Annotated in this window: 17 protein-coding genes and 1 riboswitch; of the genes, 1 reads left to right on the forward strand and 16 read right to left on the reverse strand. The window is 70.3% G+C overall.

Annotated features, from left to right (window positions below):
- Window positions 1-41 precede the first annotated feature (41 nt).
- The 6 genes from ACFSVL_RS36630 to ACFSVL_RS36655 form a co-directional block, all read right to left on the reverse strand.
- Complete coding sequence (locus ACFSVL_RS36630) at window positions 42-1394, reverse strand: ABC transporter ATP-binding protein (RefSeq protein ID WP_378311095.1); 1353 nt, start codon at window positions 1392-1394, stop codon at window positions 42-44.
- On the reverse strand, window positions 1387-2169 hold the full coding sequence (locus tag ACFSVL_RS36635; protein ID WP_378311096.1) for an ABC transporter permease: 783 nt from the start codon (window positions 2167-2169) through the stop codon (window positions 1387-1389). Before ACFSVL_RS36635 ends, ACFSVL_RS36630 begins: the two co-directional genes overlap by 8 nt.
- A complete protein-coding gene (locus ACFSVL_RS36640) occupies window positions 2166-3149 on the reverse strand; it encodes an ABC transporter permease (RefSeq protein ID WP_378311098.1) in 984 nt (327 codons plus the stop codon). Before ACFSVL_RS36640 ends, ACFSVL_RS36635 begins: the two co-directional genes overlap by 4 nt.
- Window positions 3107-3880, reverse strand: a complete 774-nt coding sequence (locus ACFSVL_RS36645; RefSeq protein ID WP_378311100.1) for a class I SAM-dependent methyltransferase — start codon at window positions 3878-3880, stop codon at window positions 3107-3109. Before ACFSVL_RS36645 ends, ACFSVL_RS36640 begins: the two co-directional genes overlap by 43 nt.
- Window positions 3877-5385 carry an ABC transporter substrate-binding protein gene (locus ACFSVL_RS36650; protein WP_378311102.1) on the reverse strand — a complete coding sequence of 503 codons (1509 nt, stop codon included), beginning with the start codon at window positions 5383-5385 and terminating at the stop codon, window positions 3877-3879. The genes ACFSVL_RS36645 and ACFSVL_RS36650 overlap by 4 nt, the downstream gene beginning before the upstream one ends.
- 105 nt (window positions 5386-5490) lie before the next feature.
- Window positions 5491-5634: riboswitch (cobalamin riboswitch) on the reverse strand.
- A 72-nt stretch (window positions 5635-5706) separates the two neighbouring features.
- On the reverse strand, window positions 5707-6189 hold the full coding sequence (locus tag ACFSVL_RS36655) for a barstar family protein (RefSeq protein WP_378311103.1): 483 nt from the start codon (window positions 6187-6189) through the stop codon (window positions 5707-5709).
- A 518-nt stretch (window positions 6190-6707) separates the two neighbouring features.
- On the opposite strand from ACFSVL_RS36655, the gene ACFSVL_RS36660 reads away from it, so the two are divergent.
- The gene (locus ACFSVL_RS36660; protein ID WP_378311105.1) at window positions 6708-7475 is read left to right on the forward strand and encodes a methyltransferase domain-containing protein; all 768 of its coding nucleotides are present in this window, start codon (window positions 6708-6710) and stop codon (window positions 7473-7475) included.
- On the opposite strand, the gene ACFSVL_RS36665 is transcribed toward ACFSVL_RS36660, so the two are convergent.
- From ACFSVL_RS36665 to ACFSVL_RS36710, 10 genes are all read right to left on the reverse strand, one after another.
- On the reverse strand, window positions 7459-8124 hold the full coding sequence (locus tag ACFSVL_RS36665; protein ID WP_378311107.1) for a DNA alkylation repair protein: 666 nt from the start codon (window positions 8122-8124) through the stop codon (window positions 7459-7461). The genes ACFSVL_RS36660 and ACFSVL_RS36665 overlap by 17 nt on opposite strands.
- 622 nt (window positions 8125-8746) lie before the next feature.
- Entirely contained in the window at window positions 8747-9376 is a 630-nt protein-coding gene (locus ACFSVL_RS36670; RefSeq protein WP_378311109.1) for a flavin reductase family protein, read from the reverse strand.
- A 6-nt stretch (window positions 9377-9382) separates the two neighbouring features.
- Window positions 9383-11005: an amidohydrolase gene (locus ACFSVL_RS36675; RefSeq protein ID WP_378311111.1), complete on the reverse strand. Its 1623-nt coding sequence runs from the start codon at window positions 11003-11005 to the stop codon at window positions 9383-9385.
- Complete coding sequence (locus tag ACFSVL_RS36680; protein WP_378311112.1) at window positions 11002-12042, reverse strand: ABC transporter ATP-binding protein; 1041 nt, start codon at window positions 12040-12042, stop codon at window positions 11002-11004. The genes ACFSVL_RS36675 and ACFSVL_RS36680 overlap by 4 nt, the downstream gene beginning before the upstream one ends.
- Window positions 12039-12857: an ABC transporter permease gene (locus ACFSVL_RS36685; protein ID WP_378311114.1), complete on the reverse strand. Its 819-nt coding sequence runs from the start codon at window positions 12855-12857 to the stop codon at window positions 12039-12041. Before ACFSVL_RS36685 ends, ACFSVL_RS36680 begins: the two co-directional genes overlap by 4 nt.
- Window positions 12850-13731 (reverse strand): ABC transporter permease, encoded by an 882-nt coding sequence (locus tag ACFSVL_RS36690; protein ID WP_378311144.1) that lies wholly within the window; start codon window positions 13729-13731, stop codon window positions 12850-12852. Before ACFSVL_RS36690 ends, ACFSVL_RS36685 begins: the two co-directional genes overlap by 8 nt.
- Window positions 13728-14768 carry an extracellular solute-binding protein gene (locus tag ACFSVL_RS36695; RefSeq protein ID WP_378311116.1) on the reverse strand — a complete coding sequence of 347 codons (1041 nt, stop codon included), beginning with the start codon at window positions 14766-14768 and terminating at the stop codon, window positions 13728-13730. The genes ACFSVL_RS36690 and ACFSVL_RS36695 overlap by 4 nt, the downstream gene beginning before the upstream one ends.
- A gap of 11 nt (window positions 14769-14779) precedes the next feature.
- Window positions 14780-16051, reverse strand: coding sequence for an aminotransferase family protein (locus tag ACFSVL_RS36700; RefSeq protein ID WP_378311118.1), 1272 nt, complete (start codon window positions 16049-16051; stop codon window positions 14780-14782).
- Between the two features lie 24 nt (window positions 16052-16075).
- Window positions 16076-17515, reverse strand: coding sequence for an aldehyde dehydrogenase family protein (locus ACFSVL_RS36705; RefSeq protein ID WP_378311120.1), 1440 nt, complete (start codon window positions 17513-17515; stop codon window positions 16076-16078).
- A gap of 189 nt (window positions 17516-17704) precedes the next feature.
- Complete coding sequence (locus tag ACFSVL_RS36710; protein ID WP_378311122.1) at window positions 17705-18229, reverse strand: TetR/AcrR family transcriptional regulator; 525 nt, start codon at window positions 18227-18229, stop codon at window positions 17705-17707.
- Window positions 18230-18313: the final 84 nt, after the last annotated feature.

Consider the following 18313-nt stretch of genomic DNA (forward strand, 5'->3'; position numbering starts at 1 on the left):
CCATTCCCGCCGGAATCGCCGCGAATATTTCTCGCGAAAAGTCAGCCGGAATCGACGGCCCGGCCGTGCCGGACGGAGAGGATCCGGTCCGCGCGGGCGGCCAGCGCGCGGGTGTCGTGGCTGATCAGCAGGAGGGCGGCGGACGTCCGGCGCTGATAGGCGTCGAGGCAGTCCAGGATGCGGGCGGCCAGTTCCGGGTCGAGACCGGTGGTGACCTCGTCGCAGAGCAGGACGCGGGGTTCGGCCAGCAGGGCCCGGGCCAGTGCCGCGCGCTGCAGCTGACCGCCGGACAGGCCGTCCGGGCGGCGGCGGGACTGCGCTTCGGTGAGCCCCAGTCCACTAAGGACTTCGTCCGCCTCGCGGACCGCGTCCGCCGAAGACCGGCCGCGCAGCCGGATCGCGGTCGTGGCGACCTGGTCGAGCACCGTGCGGCGCGGGTCGAACGACGACGCGGCCTCCTGCCAGACGTACTGGACGTATGCGGTCTGCCGAATCGTTCGCTTGCGCAGCAACGGCAACGGCTCCCCGTCCGCGAGCACTTCGCCGCGGACCGGCACCAGTCCGGCCAGGCAGCGGGCCAAGCTGGTCTTTCCCGCGCCGGAGGGGCCGGTCACGCCGACGGTCTCCCCCGCATACAGCGACAGGTCGACGTCGCTGAGGACTTCCGTCCGGCCATAGTGGACAGAGACCCCGCGCAGCTCGGCCACCCGCGTGCCCCGCTCGACGGTCCGGGGACGGGGTCGGGCCGCGGGCGACGGTTCGTTCGTAAGGATTCCGTCCTGCAGCCGCAATGCCCGGGTCGCCGTGACGTCGGGGTCGTGGGTGACAACCAGGAGCGCGGCCCCGGCGTCGGCGAGCGCGCAGAGCTGCCGGAGGAGGTCGGCTTTGCTGACGGCGTCGAGGCCGGTCGTCGGCTCGTCCAGGACCAGCGCGCGGGGACGGGTCGCGAGGACCTGGGCCAGGGCGAGCCGGGTCCGCTGGCCACCGGAAAACTCGAACGGGTACCGCCGCAGGAGGCCGTCGGCGGACTCGAAGGCGACCAGCCGCAGCACCTCGGCGACGCGCTCCCGGCGCTGCTTGCGCGACAACCGCCCGGCATCGAGGCCGACCAGTTCGCCGAGCGCGTGGCCGACTCGCCGGGCCGGGTTCAGCGTCTCCGCGGCCTGTTGCGGCAGGTAGCCGACCTTGGCCGACGCGACCGTCTCCGCCCGCACGCTGATCCCGGGCCGTTCCAGCCCGGCGGCGGTCATCGCGACGGTCGTCTTGCCGACGCCGGACGGGCCGGACAACGTCACGATCTCGCCCGCGTGGACGTCCAGGGAGACGTCGTGCAGCAGCGGCGTTTCGCCGGCGTGCGCGGTCAGGCCGCGGACGCTGATCAGCGGTTCAGCCATCGCGATCGGCCAGCAGGTCGTCCCACAGCAGGTTCAGGCCGACCACCAGCAGGACGATCAGCCCGGCGGGCAGGAACACCGACCACGGAGCGGCGGTGAGGCCGTCCTTGTTGGCCGCGACCGTCACCGCCCAGTCCGGCGATGCCGGGTCGAAGCCGAGGCCGAGGAAGTTGGCCGAGGACAGGAAGTAGATCGCCGCGGCGATGCGGACGCCGAAGTCGGCGGCGACCGGGCGGGCGAGTTCCCGCAGCGCGTACCGGCCGTAGCGGTGGCGGCGCGGTTCGCCTTGCATGCGGAGCGCGTCCATCACCGGGCCGTGCACGACGCCGCGCGCCGCCATGCGCACGAACCGCGCGATCGGGGCGACGAGCGCGAGCCCGACCGCCGCCGCGATCGCGACGGTGGATCCGTTGGTGCGCACCGCGGCGACGATGATGATCAGGAGCGAGGGCAGGCACAGCAGGACGTCGAGCGGGCGCATGATCAGGTCTTCCAGCCATGGGCGGGGTGCCGCGGCGGCGGCCATGCCGAGAGTGAAGCCGATCGCGTAGGCACACAGCACGGTCAGGGCAGTGACGACCAGCAGTGTGCGGCCGCCTTCGAGCGCGGCGGCGAGGACGTCGCGGCCGAGCCGGTCGGTGCCGAACGGGGACCAGGTCGACGGGCCGAACGGAGCCTGGTGCTCAGCCGGAGCCCAGCCCGCTACGACCGGGCCGGCGATCGCGACCAGCACCGGGACGGCGACCATCCCCGCGTACGCCCATCTCGCCTTCACCGGGACGGCGCCATCCGCCGCCCGGCCAGGTCGATCAGCGCGTTCACCAGCACCGCCACCGCCCCGGTCACCAGCACGATCGCGAGAATCACCGGTTCGTCGCGGTCCCCGATCGCGCCGATCAGCGTCGAGGCGATGCCGGGCAGCGCGAACACCGCCTCCACGATCAGCACCCCGGACAGCAGCCCGTCGCCGGTCCGGCCCAGTTCCTGCATCGCCGGGCCCAGCGCGTTCGGCGCGATGTGCCGCAGCAGCAGCGAAACCCGGCCGACGCCGAGCCGCCGCGCCTGCTCGACGTACGGCTTCGCGGACACGTCGATCACCCCCGCCCGCACCAGCCGGACCAGCGGCGCGGCCACCCGCGCGACCATCACCACCAGCGGCAGCACCAGATACCCCGGTTCGGCGAGCATGGTGCCCAGGTCGACGCCGAGGAAGGTCGCCGGGAACAGGCCGAGCCCGATCGCCACGTACGCGACCAGCAGCACCGCCAGCACGAAATCCGGGATCGCGTCGAAGAACACGCTCACCGTCGTGATCACCCGGTCCCGCAGCGAACCCGGCCGCAGCCCGGCGGCGAAGCCCGCCCAGCCGGCCAGCGGCAGCAGCAGGATCGTGGTGAACGCGGCCATGACGCCGGTGATCGCGAACGGCCCGGCGATCACCTCGGAAACCGGCTCGCCGCTGGCGTAGGACGTGCCGAAGTCACCGGTCGCCGCGTGGCCGAGCCAGCGGGCGAACCGCAGCAGCGGCGCGACGTCCAAGCCCAGCAGCTCCCGCGTTTCCGCGCGCTGCCGGTCGCTGTACAGGTCGCTGCTCTGCACGTCCGCGGCGTCGCCGGGCAGCAGCAGGGACAGCCCGAACACCAGCGCGACCAGCACCGCGAGCTGGCCCGCGCCGATGCCGAGCCGGCGCAGCGCGAACCGCGCGCCGGGAGTCAGCGGATCCCGGCGACGATGCGGTCGTCCCCGACCTGCCACACCGTGCCGGCCTCGGCGAACCCGGCCTCGCGCAGGAAGGCCAGGTAATCGTGCACGGAGGGGCGGTCGGTGACCTCGTGCGCGAAGCCGCCCGCGCGCTCGGCGACCAGGTCGGCCAGCTCCGGAGCCGCTTCGACGGCCTGCCACCACGCCGCCCAGTCCTCGTCGCGCACCACTCCGGCCCGGGCCGCGCGCCGCTTGGTCAGTGCGCGGTTCAGGGTGTCGAGCTGCGGTCCGGCAGCACCTTCGTAGAGGTGGTCGCCGTTGACGAAAACACCGCCGGGAGCGAGGGTTTCGCCGCAGACGCCCAGCAGATCGCGCAGCGGCAGGCGGTTCATCCAGTGCAGTGCGGTCGTGCTGACGAACGCGTCGGGGGCGCGGTCGAGTTCGAGCGCCTCGTACCAGCCGCGCTGACGCAGATCTGCTGTGACCGTGCGGAATCGGGCGCTGCCGTACGCGAGGTCGGCGAGGCCGAGCAGCAGCGGGTCGGCGTCCACTCCGACCACTCGTGCGGCGGGGAACCGGGCCAGCAGGCGGGTCGAGAGCGAGCCGGGGCCGACGCCGAGGTCGACGATCAGCGGGTCCTCGCGCGGGACCAGTTCGGCCAGGACGTCGCCGAGCACCGCGAACCGCTCCTCGCGGTCGGGCATGTAGAACTCCTGCTGCCGGTCCCAGCGCTCCAGCCAGTACCGGGCGCGGTCCGCGGTGAGGGAGGTCTCGGAAAGGGTCATCGGGTCACCTTGTCGAATCGGGCCCAGTTCAGCGAATTGGGCACTCCGGCGGGAATTCCGCGGTACTGCGCGGAGGCGGCGCTGGTCCAGGTCGCGTTGCCCCAGAACACGAAACCGCCGCGGTCGTGGAGGATTTCGTGCATCCGGCGGTAGAGCGCGGCCCGCCGCGGCTGGTTCGCGGTGGCCAGCGCCTGGCGGTACAGCGCGTCGAATTCCGGATCGCGCCAGTTGGTGCGGTTCTGCGGCGCGCCGCCGAGCAACCGGGACGCGAAATGGTTCGGGATCGGCAGCGGACCGGACTGGCCCATGGTGAGCTGACCGGCTTTCAGCGATTCGGAGTAATAGGTGTCGCCGGAACCGACCCGGACTTTCACCGTCACCCCGCTGCGTTTGGCTTGTTCGGCGAAGAGGTTCGCCGCGTCGACGAATCCCGCTGCCGCGGGCGCGGTGAACAGTTCGAAGGTCAGGTTCTCCGCGCCTGCCTTGCGCAGCAACGCTTTCGCCTGGTCCGGGTCATAGGGGTGCGGCGGCAGATCGGCGTAGTACTCGAAGCCGTTGCCGAACACATCGTTGGCGACCTCGCCTTCGCCCTGCAGCGCGACCTTCACCAGTTCCTCGCGATCGACCATCCGCATCATCGCGCGCCGGACGTCCGCGTTGTCGAACGGCGGCCGGTCGGTTTTCATCGCGAAGTAGTAGATTCCGCTGTGCGGCGCTGAATGCACGTCGATCCCGCTCGCCGCGCGCAACGTCTTCGCCGCGGCCGGGGTCAGATCGTCGGCGAAATCGGCCTGGCCGCCGCGCAACGCGGCCGGGCGCGCGTCGTTTTCCGCGCTGAGGATGCGCAGCCGGCTGATCTTCGGCGCACCGTCCCAGTAATCGGCATACGCGGTCGCCGCCATTTCGCGGCCGGGCCGGAACGACTCGAACCGGAACGGACCGGTGCCGACCGGCTTCTTGAAGTCCTTCGTGCCGTTGCGGACGATCTTGGTGCCGTACGCGGAAAGCGCGGTCAGGAATTCGAACGACGGCCGTTTCAGCGCGATCTCCACCGTCCGTTCGTCCACTTCGCGCGACTGCGAGAGGTCGATCGAATCCAGCGTCGCGGCGGCGATGAACGGCTGCGGTCCGGGCGGGCCGAGCACGCGCGACAGGGTGTAAAGCACGTCGGCGGAGGTGAATTTCGCGCCGTCGTGCCAGCGCGCGTCGCGCAGCGAGAGCCGCCAGCGGGTGCCGTCGGCGTTCGGCTCGGCGGAACGGGCCAGCCGCGGTACCGGCCGCATCGTGTCGTCGACCTCGAACAGCCCGTCGTACAGGGCTTTCAGCCGTGCTTCGTCGATGAACAGGTGGCTGGTGCCCGGATCGAGCCGTTCGTCGGTGCCGGACCCCTTGAGCACGGCGGAAAACGTGTCGATGCCGGAGCCGCCGGACGCCCGGGGGCCGCCGCAGCCGGCCGCGAGCACGCCCGCGGCGCCCAGCAGGAACCCGCGCCTGCGCACGGTCATGGGACTCCCTCGCGCCGGGCCGATGCCGGGACGGGAGAACCGGAAGAAGAGCCGCCCGCGTGCCGCGGCGGCTCTCCGGCCTGGCCAAACCCGCGTGGCGCCGACCGATCAATGGATCCCGCGGAGGTATCTGGCTTCGGCTCGGCGAGCCTCACAGTTGCGGGGCAGCCCCGGAATCGCACCGGTCTTCCCTCCACGCCCGCCACACCTTAGGCGGTGCGGCCCGGGCGCGCGCGGTTCGTGCGTAATGTCACGTGCGGGGATCGGCCACGGCGTACCGGGACGCCTCGGGTGCGGCTGGCACCGGTTCCCTAGTGAGCCTCAGGAGTGCTCGATGTCGGCGAACTGCACCGACCGGACGAACCTGGCGAATCCCGCCGGTCCGGACTCGGCCAGCAGTTCCTCGGCACGCAGCAGCACCACCACGAGCGCCCGCGCGGCCACGCCGGGAAGATCGCCGAACGCCGAGCCCAGCCCGCCGTCGTCCAGTACCACCAGATCGGACAGGCATTCGTTGAACGCGTCCCAGTTGTGCCCGAAGTAGCCGGGGAACTGGAGTTCCTCCGCGAATACGCCGAACAGCGCCTGATCGGTCCGGCACGACGCGGCGTCGATCACCTTCAGCAGTGCGCCGCCCTCGGGAGGGCGCTGCCGGAGTTCGTCAAAGTCGCGCTTCCAGCGCGCTGGCAGGGACGGTTTCGCCCAGCTCAGCACCTCGTCGCCCGTGCCGAAGTCCGGGTTCGGGTTCTGCAGGAGCACGTCGTCCCAGGAACGCGGTTCGACAACGGCGGGCAGTGAAGACAAGGCCTACCCTTCGACGACGTCGTGTACCACGAATTGCCGGTCGGATCGTTTTGTCCATCACCAAGCGTTGGAGCTTTCCGTCGGAATTTTCGTGCACCTTCCCGCCCTTGAGCCCCGCTACGGAGACCAATTGCGGTCGAGGACGCAGTGGTACGCCTCAAGAATATGCGGGCAGTCCTCTTCTGCCGTCGGCGATCGCGGCGAACATCCCGGAATACGAACGACTTCGGCGTTCGCCTGAGCGCTGGCGGGCCGGACGCTGGAGGCGGCCGCCGTACCCGGGAGCGCCGAAAACGAAACTGCCAGCGCTATCAGCGCACGCACAGTGTGCACGAAAGGCGAACAACCATCGGATTCCCCCTCATTGTGCATGAGCTGCGATAATGAGGCCCCCTTGCCACGGTACCTAAATCGGCAAATCCCGCACAGTCCTTCTTTCGCATGAACGGCCCGCGGAGAGGATCGGCCGGTCGAGCCGAGCCTGCGGCGCCTCGCGGTTTTCTGGTTCACTCGAAGACATGGCCGAGACTTTCGGAGTTCCCAGACCGGACAAAGTCGACTACTACGCCCGTGTCGCGGAAGCCGGACGCGACTACAAACGGCAGGTGCTGACCGCACTCGAGCTGCGGCCCGGGCTGACCGTGCTGGACGTCGGCTGCGGGCCCGGCACCGACCTGCCCGCGATGGCGGAGGCGGTGACGTCCTCGGGCACGGTGATCGGGGTGGACGCGGAACCGCGAATGGTCGAGGCGGCGGCCTCTTCCGCGCCGCACGTCTCGGTCCGGCTGGGCGATGCGCACGCGCTGCCGCTGGCGGACGCGAGCGTCGACCGGGCGCGGGCGGACCGGATGGTGCAGCACGTCGCCGATCCCGCCGGGGTTTTCGCGGAGCTGCACCGGGTGCTGCGGCCGGGCGGGCTGGCGTGCGTCGCCGAGCCGGATTGGGACAGCCTGGTGGTCGATCCCGGGGAGCCCGCGACGAACCGCGCGTTCAACCGTTTCGTGTGCTCGACGATGGTCCGAAACGCGACCGTCGGCCGCTCCTTGGCGCGGCTGGCGCTGGCCGCCGGGCTGGAGGTGCGCGACGTCTCGGTGGCGACGCCGGTGTTCCGCGATTTCGGGACGGCGGACAAGATTCTCGGCCTGAGCCGGAACACCGAACGCGCGGTGCGGGCGGGTCAGCTGGACCGGGCGGAGGGCGACCGGTGGCTGGCGGCGCTGGCCGAGGGGCCGTTTTTGGCCGCGAGCATGGTGTTCGTCGGGGTCTTCGTCAAGCCTGCCGCTTGACCATCTCGGCGATCCAGACCGGCGCGTAGGGCGAGGTGCAGTTCGGCGGGGTCGGGTAGTCCTTGAGAACGCCGAGCCGCTCCCCGATGCCGATCGCGCGGGCGCGGAGGCCGGGATGCTCGATGCCGATCTGCGCGAGACAGTGGTTCATCGCCCACTGCAACCGGTCCGGGGCAGCTTTCATCTCGGCTTCGATGACGTCCAGCAGCCCGGAAAGGTCGAGCCCGTCGGGCTTCTTCGCGACGCGGTCGACGGTCAGCGTCCAGCCCGCGCTCGCCACCACCGGGTCGGCGTCGTCGAGCCAGGCCACGCGGAGTTCCTCGGCGTGGCGGGTCTTCTTGACTATGTTGACGAGAAGCCAGTCCTGGACCTTGGGGGTGCCCGCCTCGCGCAGCATCCGGTCGAGATCGTCGCGGCCGAACTGCTTGGGGCGCGCGACGAGGAGGGCGAGCAGGCGGGCGTTGGTGTCGCCGGTCCGCCACAGTTCGAGGGCGAGATCGGGCTGGGCTTTGAGTTCCTTGGCGAGGGCGCGGAGCTTGCCGAGGTTGACGCTGTGGTCGTCGCCGTGCTTCTCGTTGACGGCCCGGATTTTGGGGTCGTCGAGGTCCGCGAGCCGGGCGCGGACGCCGGCGAGGGTTGCGTCGGCCACGGGGACCTCCCTGGTCAGGTGTGGGCGGGGTCGAGGATACGGGACCTGCCGGACAGTTCGCCGCAGCGCCTCCGCCGAGCGACGGTTCGCTGTCCGTGAGGGGAACCTTCACGGACTCCAGCGGCGGCGGGGTCCGTGAGGGCCACCCGCACGGACGCTGAGTCCCCAATGCCAGGAACTTACGTCGCGTGGCGTCAACACCTGCTGACCGTCCATAAAGGACGCCAGCGCAACCGAAATGCCCGATTACTGCCCATCTGACCATATTCTTAGGTCCGTGAAGGACTCCTTGAGGGAATCTGATTCCCTCAAGGAGTCCTTCACGGACGACGATCCTGTTCCCGACGCCTGCGGCCGGGCTCGGCAAGAGACCGCGCCGACCCCCAACGCGGGCGGCCGGAACTGAACGTGTCGTCCGTGAGGGACTCCCTGAGGGAATCAGATTCCCTCAGGGAGTCCCTCACAGCCCGGAAGAAACGGGCATATCGGCCTTAGCCGGGCATTTCATCGACGCCGGCGTCCTTTATGGACGGTCAGCAGGCTGGCACCACCCGGCTTAATTCCCTGGCGTTGGCCCACCGATGTCCGTGAGGGTTCCCCTCACGGACAGCAGATCCGGGAACTAGCGGCGCGGGTTCGGGTGTTGGCTTCCGGCCAGGAACTCCTCCGGAGCCGGGATCGGGACCCGCACCCAGTTGTCCACCCGGGTGAACGTCGCGCCGCCCATGCGGCCGACCGGGTGGTATGCGTCCTGGTCCAGGCGGCCGTCCGGCCGGAGGAGGCGGTCGTCCACTGCTACTCCCACCACCTCGCCGAACACCAGGTGCGAGCCCTTGAACTCGTCGATCTTCACCAGCGTGCACTCCAGGCTCGGCCCGGCACCGGCCGGATGCGGGACCCCGATCCGCACTCCCGGCGCCCACGACAGGCCGACGTGCTCCGCCTCGTCCACCGAAGAGTCCACTGTGGACGCCGTGCGTGCGACCAGCTCTTCCTGACCGCTCAACGCCATCGTGATCGCGAACTCGCCGCTGACCGTAATGTTGTCCAGCGTGTCTTTCGGCGTGTCAGAGATCGAGAAGAGCACTGTCGGCGGGTCCATCGTCAGCGGGGCGAAGTAGCTGAACGGCGCGAGGTTCCGCACGCCCGCGCCGTCCACCGTGCTCACCCACGCGATCGGCCTCGGCACGACCGCGTTCTTCACCATCCACACGAAAGCGCCGCGGTCGGCGTCGGTATTACTGCTGTACACAAGCCCTCACTCTGTCACTACACGTCCTCCGAGCACGGTCAATTCCGACCGTACGCTCAGCAGCTCCGCACTCTCAGCGGTGACCGGATCGTGGGCGAAAACCGCTAGGTCGGCGAGGGTGCCGACACCGAGAGTGCCCTTGACGTCCTCCGCGTGTTCCAGCCAGGCGGGGCCGGTGGTCCACAAGCGCAGCGCTTCCTCCCTGGTCAGCGGGGTGGTCACGGTGGAGAACTCGTTCGGGCCGGGTGTGCCGGTGAAAGTCGCGACGCCGCGCCGCCAGTCCGGGACGGTCACCGGTGCGTCCGAGCTGTCGGCGACGACCACGCCGTGGTCCAGCAAAGCCCGCGCGGGGAACGCGTCGGCCCACCGGGACTCGCCCAGCGCGCGAACCATCGACGGGCCGCTGTAGGTCCTCATCAGCGAGCTGGTGATCACCCCGATTCCGGACCGCGCCAGCCGGGCCAGCACCGCTGCGGACAGGAACGTGCCGTGGATGAGCGCGTGCCGGGCGTCGGGCCACGGGTCGGCCGCCTGCGCCGCCTCGATCGCGTCGACCACCGCGTCCGCGGCCCGGTCGCCGGTCACATGGACCTGCACCCGCACCCGCCGCACATGGGCGACCAGGATCAGTTCGTGCAGTTCTCGCACTCGCGCGTCGTCGTCGGGGCCGAAGGTCACCAGGCTGCCGTGGTCGCCGGACGGGTATGGCGAGTGCATCCACGCGGTGCAATGGGTCGGCACGCCGTCGGCGAACAGTTTGATGCCGCCGATCCGCAGCAGGTCGTCGCCGACGGAGAAGTCCGTCTCGTCCAGCAGCTGCGCCAGCGAAGAGGCGGACGTGGTCGGCGACGGCCAGTTCCAGTGCAGCAGCGCGGTGATCCGCATCCGCAGGCGGCCGGCGGCGTGCAGGTCCCGGTAGTCCTGCCACAGGCCGGGCGGGACGATCGGGTCGGTCACGCTCGTCATCCCGAGCGCGTTCAACCGCTCCATGGTGCGCACGATCGAATCCAGCCGCAGCTCCCGGCTCGGCTGCGGCACCAGCGACGCGACCAGCTCCTGCGCACTCTCGACGAGAACCCCGGTCGGCTCCCCGACGGCGTCCCGCACGATCTCGCCCGCCTCAGGATCCGGTGTCGCCGCTGTGATTCCCGCACATTTCAGCGCCGCGCTGTTCGCCCACACCTCGTGTGACGACGCGTGATGCAGCACGGTCGGCTGTGAACCAGTCACACCGTCCAGCCAAGCGCGTGTTGGCGCTTCACGGCCGTCCGCGAACTCGACGATCGTCGTTTCCCGCCAGCCCCGGCCGACGATCCACTCCCCCGGCGGCGCGTCGGCCAGCGCGCGAGCGACCTCGTCCAACGTCGACGCGGCGGAAAGGTCCACGGAGAACTCCGGACCGGCGGCGGCGTAGAAAGCCAGGTGCAGGTGCGCGTCGTTCAGTCCGGGCAGGACAGTCCGTCCGGCCAGCTCGATCACGCGCGCATCCGGTGCGGCCGCAGCGGAAACCGTCTGGTCGTCGCCGACCGCGGCGACCCGGCCGTCCGACACCAGCACCGCGGAAGCCGTGCCGACCACCGGGTCGAAAGTCCGGACCACGCCGCCGCGCAGCAGCAAATCCCCAGTCATACCGCCGCCAATTCCGGGACGTCGCTGCTCGGCACCACGGCCTGATGCTCCGGATGCCAAGCCACTGTCACCTCGTCTCCCGGCCGATGCTCGTGCACGGCACCCGCCGACAACACCGCACAACCGCGCGCACCGTCGGCGTAGCGCAGCCAGATCCGCGTGTGGTCGCCGACGTACACGATGTCGGTCACCTGCGCGCTCACCCGCTGGTGTCCACTGGGGACTGATTCCGAAGGAGCGTGCAGCGTCAACCGTTCCGGCCGCACGATCGTCACCTCCCCTGGAGTGAGCGGCAGAGCATTGGACTCCCCGATGAACTGCGCGACGAACAACGTCTCCGGCCGTTCGTACAGTTCCTCCGGCGTGCCGACCTGTTCGATCCGGCCGTCGTTGAACACCGCGATCCGGTCCGACAGCGTGAGCGCTTCCTGCTGATCATGGGTCACGAAAAGAAACGTCATCCCCAATTCCCGGTGCATCCGCGCGATTTCGCGTTGCAGCTGATCGCGCAGCTTCTTGTCCAGCGCGCCTAACGGCTCGTCCATCAGCAACGCACGCGGTTCGTAAACCACCGCCCGGGCCAAGGCCACCCGCTGCTGCTGCCCGCCGGAAAGCTGGCGCGGCAACCGGTCCCGCACCGCCGACAGCCCGACCAGTTCCAGCACCTCGTCCACCCGCCGAGCGATCTCCGGCTTCGGCACCTTGCGCTGGGCGAGTCCGAACGCGACATTGCGGGCCACCGACATGTGCGGGAACAGTGCGTACTGCTGGAAAACCACGCCGAGATTCCGCCGGTGCGGTTTGAGCCGCGAGATCTCCTGACCGTCCACAGTGATCGATCCGGACGTCAGCGGGGTGAACCCGGCGATCATCGACAGCATCGTCGTCTTGCCCGAACCGGACGGGCCGAGGAAGGTCATGAATTCGCCGTCGGCGATGTGCAGCGAAACGTCGTCCACGGCGGGCCGGCCGACGCCGGGGTACGCCTTCGTCACGTGGGCGGTCGCGATTCCGTCGCCCGTGATTGTCTCAGTCATGATTGCTCTTTTCGGCGCGAAAGGGCGGGGACGAACAGCAGGACGGTGGTGAACACGACGATCAGGCTCGACGCGGCGGCGATCGTCGGGTCGATTTCCAGCACGATCGATTCGTACATTTTCACCGGCAGGGTCTTGATCGCGGGAGTCTGCAGGAACAGCGCGACCACGACCTCGTCGAACGAGGTGGCGAAGGCGAACACGAAACCGGACAGCACGCCGGGTGCGATGATCGGCAGCACGACCTTGCGCAGCGTCGTGAAGCGCGGCGCGCCGAGGCTGGCCGCGGCTTTCTCCATGATCGGGTCGTACCCGGCGAGGCTGGTCTGCACCGACGTGAGCACGAACGGCAGCCCCAGAACCGCGTGCGCCAGCACGAAACCGAGCATCGTGCCGTTGAGCTGCCAGCGCAGGAACACCCCGTAGATCGCCACCGCGACGACGATGCCGGGCAGGATCATCGGAGCCATCAGCAGCTGCCGGACGATTCCCGCGCCCCGGCGCATCCGGTCGAGCGCCAGCGCGGCCGCCACGCCGAGCACCGTGGCGAGCGCCGCCGCGAGCAGGCCGACCTGGACGGAGTTCGCCAGTGCGGCCAGCCATTGCTTGCTGGTGAAGAACTCCGCGTACCAGTGCCACGACCAGTCCTTCGGCGGGAACTCGAACGTCGAGCCCGCGCCGAAGCTCATCGGGATCACCACGAGCGTCGGCGCGACGAGCACGAACGCGACGAGGACGACCCACACGCGCAGGCCCCAGCCGAGGCTCCGCTGCCGCACCGCGGCGGCCCTGCTGATGGACGGATTGTCAGCCACGGTCGGCACCTCCAGCCGCGCTGGTGCCCAGCGGCGCTGCCACGCGGCTGAGCACGGCGAGCACCACGAGCGTGACGACCAGCAGGATCGTCCCGAGCGCGCCGGCGCCCGCGAAGTCCAGCAGGTCGTTGACCTGGGTGCCGATCACCTGCGCGACCAGCGCCTGCTGCGGCGTGCCGAGCAGCGCCGGGGTGATGTAGAAGCCCAGCGACATGATGAACACCACCGAAACGCCGGCCAGCACGCCCGGCATCGACAGCGGCACGTACACCCGCAGGAACGCCACCGGACGCCGCGCGCCGAGGCTGCCCGCCGCGTGCAGCAGGCTGCGATCGATGCTCAGCATCGAACTTTGCAGCGGCAGCACCATGAACGGCAGCATCACCTGCACCATCGCGACCGTCACGCCGGCCACCGAACCCAGCAGCACGACCCCGTCGATGCCGATCGCCGCCAGCGCCTTTTCGATGACGCCGCCGCGCTGTTCGAGCACGTACCAAGCGAAGTTGCGCGCCATCAGGCTGGTCCAGAACGGCATCAGGACCAGCAGCGTCAACACCGACCGCGCGCGGCGGCCGACGAGCGTCATCGCGTACGCGTAGGGATACGCGATGACGAGCGTCGCCACGGTGATGATCAGCGCGGTCCGCAACGTCCGCAGCATCACGCGGATTTGCACTTCGTCGCCGAGCACCGCGAGATAATTGCTCACCCCGAACGAGGGCTCGGTGAAACTGCGCCACAGAATCACGGCCAGCGGATAGAAGAAGAACACCAGCACCACCGCCGCCGCGGGGAGCAGCAGCCACGAGGTCCGCCGTTTTTCGGCCCCGGCCCGCGGGGCGGCGGCGGGACGGGTCGCCACGGCGGTCATCCGGTCGTCCAATCCGACCACGCCTTCACCAGCTCGGGCCGGTTCGCCGCCCAATAACGCACGTCGCTGAGCACTCGCAAGTCCTCCTTGCCCTCGCCCCAGATGTCGAGCTGGCGGCCGATCTCCGAACGTGCGGCGGGGGCGGCCGTGTTGGCCGGCCCCACGCCCGCCCGCGCGGCGAAGTCCGCCGCTTGCGCCGGCTGCGAGGCGAAGCGGATGAGCTTCTTCGCCTCCTCGGCGCGTGCCGTCCCCTTCGGCACCACGAGCACGTCCCAGGTCACCGGCACCGGGATGTCCGGCACCACCTTCCAGTTCGTCGCCCCTGCCTTGAGCAGCGAGAACGCCCGCGCGCTGACGATCAGCGCCATGTCCGCCTGGCCGCCGGCCATGCGCTGCTGCTGGTCGCCGTACGTGCTGCTGATGGACAGCTGCGGCCGGATCCGGTCGTACATCCGGAGCGCGCGGCGCATGTCGAGCGGGTACAGCTTGTCTCGCGGCACGCCGTCGGCCAGCAGCGCGGCTTCGATGGTGCCGACGCTCGGGTCGCCGCCGTAGATGATGCGGCGGCCGGGGAACTGCTTCGGGTCGAAGAAGTCGGCGAGTTTCGTCGGCGGATGCTGGCCGTAGACCTTGGAGTTGTACATCAGCATCATGCCGAAGAAGGCGTCCGGCACCCCGCAGTCGGTGAGCGAGCCCGCCGGGAACCCGGCGGCCTGCGGCCCCATGTCGACGGGTTCGAGCAGGCTCCCGCACACCGCGGCGGCCGCGGACGCGTCGGTGTCGACGACGTCCCAGGTCACCTTCCCGGCCTCGACCATCGCCTTGAGCTTGGCGTTGCTCGACGGGCCGTCGATGGTGACCGTCGTCCCGGTCTGCTTCTCGTACGGGTCGAGCCACGCGGCGCGCTGGCCCGCCTGGTACGCGCCTTGGCCGTAGGAGGCGAACACGAGCGAGTTCGGGCCGCCTTCGGAAATCGCGCAGCCGGCGGTGGTGAGCGCAAGTGCGGCGGACAACAGCGTCGGTATCCGGCGTCTCATGGCTCCTCCGTTCAGCTCGCCGCGGCCGCGACGTGCTTGCACAGCACGTCGGCCAGCGTGTCGATCTGTTCCTCGGTGATCACCAGCGGCGGCGACAGCACGATGCTGGTCCCGGACGCGCGGACCACCACGCCGTCCGCGCGGCAGCCCGCCTGCACCGGTGCGGTGGGCCGGTCGGCGAACTCGATGCCGAGCATCAGGCCGACGCCGCGGACCTCGCGCACGTGCGGCAGTTCGGCGAGCGGGTCGAGCCGCGCGCGCAGCCGGGCGCCGAGCACCGTGGCGCGTTCGAGCAGGTTCTCCTTTTCGATGATGTCCAGGTTGGCCAGCGCGACCGCCGCGCCGACCGGATGGCCGTTGTAGGTGAAACCGTGCAGGAACGTCGCGCCCTCGGCGAGTTCGAGCACCCTCCGTCCAATGAGGACCGCACCCATCGGAATGTACCCGCTGGTGAGCCCCTTAGCGGTGACGATCATGTCCGGTTCGACGCCGAAGTGCGCGCTGCCGAACCAGTGCCCGGTGCGGCCGAACGCGGTCACGATCTCGTCCATGATCAGCAGGATCCCGTGGCGGCGCAGCACTTCCTGCACGCGCGGCCAGTAGCCCTCCGGCGGCGGCACCATCCCGCCGACGCCGAGCACCGGCTCCCCGATGAACGCCGCGATCCGGTGCGGGCCGATCTCCTCGATGCGCTTCTCCAGCTCCGCCACCAGCAGATCGGTCGCGTCGGGACCGTGTTCGAGACCGTGCGGCTTGCCGAGCCATTCGACGTCCGGCAGCAGCGGCCCGTACCCGGCGCGCAAGCCCTCGATCCCGGTCGCGGCCAGCGAGGCGCCGCCCATGCCGTGGTAACCGCCGTGGCGCGCCAGCACCACCGTGCGTTCCGGCGAACCGGCGTGGTGGAAGGCGAGGCGGGCGAGTTTGATCGCGGTTTCGTTGCCCTCGGACCCGCCGTTGGTGAGGAAAACGCGTTCCAGCCCGGCCGGGGCGAGCGAAAGCAGCCGTTCGGCGAGGCGGATCGACGGGGCGTTCGAGTAGTCGCCGAAGGACGAGTAGAACTCCAGCTTGCGGATCTGCTCGGCGGCGACGTCGGCGAGTTCGGCGCGGCCGTGGCCGACCGGGCACTGCCACAGGCCGCAGGTGCCGTCGAGGTACTGGTTGCCGTCGGTGTCCCACAGCAGCGCGCCCTCGCCGCGGTCGAGGACGAGCGGTTCGGCCGGGGCGCCGATCACGGTGTGCGGATGGATGAGGGTGCGCTGGTCGATGGAGGCGAGGTCAGTCAATGCGGATTCCTTTCGGGGAGCGGTTCAGAACCGCAGAGCGACGGCTTTGGTCTCGGTGTAGGCCTCGATGCCTTCGGCCCCGCCTTCGCGTTCCTGGCCGGAGTTCTTCTGGCCGCCGAACGGCAGTTCCGGCCGCACCGGAGCCGGGTCGTTGACGCCGAACACGCCGAAGTCGAGCCGGTCGAGCGTGCGCCAGATGCGGCGCAGGTCGGTGCCGAACACGTAGGCGGCGAGGCCGTAGTCGGTGGCGTTGGCCAGGTCGACCGCTTCGTCGTCGGTGCGGAAGGTAGCGACGGCGAGGACCGGGCCGAACGTTTCCTCGTGGCTGATGAGCATGTCCGGGGTGACGCCGTCCAGCACGGTGGGCTCGAAGAAATGGCCCGGCAGCGCGGAATCCGTCCACCGGCTGCCGCCGACGAGCACGCGCGCGCCCTTGCCGACCGCGTCGGCGACCTGGTTCTCCACCTTCGCCAGCCCGGCCTCGTCGATCAGCGGGCCCACGTTGGTCCCCTCGGCGTCGCCCCGGCCGACCTTCAGCGCGGCGGTTTTCTTCTCGATCAAGGAAAGCAGGTCGTCGCGGACGCTTTCGTGGACGAACAGCCGGTTGACCGCCGTGCAGCTCTGCCCGGCGTTGAAGAACTTCCCGGTGACGACGCCCGCCGCGGCCGCTTCGAGATCGGCGTCCTCGAACACGATCGCCGGTGAATGCCCGCCCATTTCGAGCGACGTCCGGCGGAGGATGTCGCCGGTCTGACGCAGCAGGCCCAGCCCGACCTCCGTGGAGCCGGTGAAGCTGACCTTGCGCAGCCGCCGGTCGGCCAGCAGCGCGCCGACGAGTTCGGCGGGCCGGGTGGTGGTCAGGGACTGCAGAACGCCAGCGGGCAGCCCGGTTTCCTGCACGATTCCGAGCAGCGCGGTGGCGATCAGCGGGGTCTGCTCGGCCGGTTTCGCGATCACCGGGCAGCCCGCCGCGAGCGCCAGCCCGACCTTGCGGATCAGCATGCTGGCCGGGAAGTTCCACGGCGTGATCGCCAGTACCGGGCCGACCGGCGCGCGCAGCACGAGCCCGGGACCGGCCGCGTTCGCCGGGGTGACCCGCCCGTACGCGCGGCGGCCCTCCTCGGCGGCCCACTCCAGCATCCGGGCGGCGCCGGCCAGTTCGCCGTTCGCCTCGGCCAGCGGCTTGCCGTTCTCGCGGCTCAGCAGCGCGGCGAGTTCGTTTTGCCGCGCCCGGATTCCGGCGGCCGCGGCGCGGAGGTAGCCGCCGCGGGTTTCCGGGTCGGTCTCCGCCCAGCCCCGGGCAGCGCGCGCGGCGGCGGCGAGCGCGTCGCGCGCCTGGTCGGGTCCCGCGTCGGCGGCCTGGCCGAGGACGGCGAGGCTCGCGGGGTCGACGACGTCGAACGTCGCCGGGGCGGACTGCCAGCGGCCGTCGATCAGCAAGGTCGCGGCGGCGGTGTCGGGCATCGGAGGTGCCTTTCGGGTCGGCGGGTCCGGGGATGCGCCGAGTCTGACCCCAAGGTGTTGATTAAGTCAACACCTGAGCGGCGGCGAAATTCCGCAAAGGACAGTGGGAAGATCTTGCGGCACAACGTGTTTCGGCAACACTTCGGCCCCGGCGGCGTCGAGCGCGGCCGGGGTGCGGGGAGGTTCGGTTTACCGCGCGGCCGCGAGCAGGCCGCGCAGGGCTTCGAGCGCCGGGCCCGGATCGGCGTCCGGGTCCGCCGCCTGGTGCAGGAACATTCCGTCGAGGGCGTAGAAAACGAGCTGGGCCAGCCCGCCGTCGGCCGACAGTTCCTTGCCGACCGCGGCGAGATAACCGTCGTAGAGCCGGCGGACGACGGGCCGCAATTCGGGCCGCCGCGCCGATTCCACGACCAGCTGATACTGGAACACTTGCAGGTCCGCGCTGTCCCGGAACCGGCGGCGCACCTCCGGGCCGTCCGCCCAGACGCCGGTGCGGGCCCCGATCAGGCCGTTCTCGGCGCTTTCCTCCAGCACGAGGTCCAAAGAGGACTGCAGGAGGTCGTCGATCGAGGAGAAGTGGTGCTGGACCGCGCCGGTGGTGCAGCCCGCCGCCCGGGCGACCGCGCGGTAGGTGAGGCCGCGCAGCCCTTCCGAGGCGACCACGCCGACCGCCGCCCGGCGCAGGGCGAGCTTCATCCCGGTCGGGTCGTCCACGGTTGCGCACCTCCTCCGCTGGGGCTCCGCCCACGCTACATTACGTTTGTAATGTAGACCAGAGCGGCGGGCGCTTCGGGAACA

The sequence above is a fragment of the Amycolatopsis silviterrae genome (genome assembly GCF_042684085.1).
Classification (GTDB): domain Bacteria; phylum Actinomycetota; class Actinomycetes; order Mycobacteriales; family Pseudonocardiaceae; genus Amycolatopsis; species Amycolatopsis silviterrae.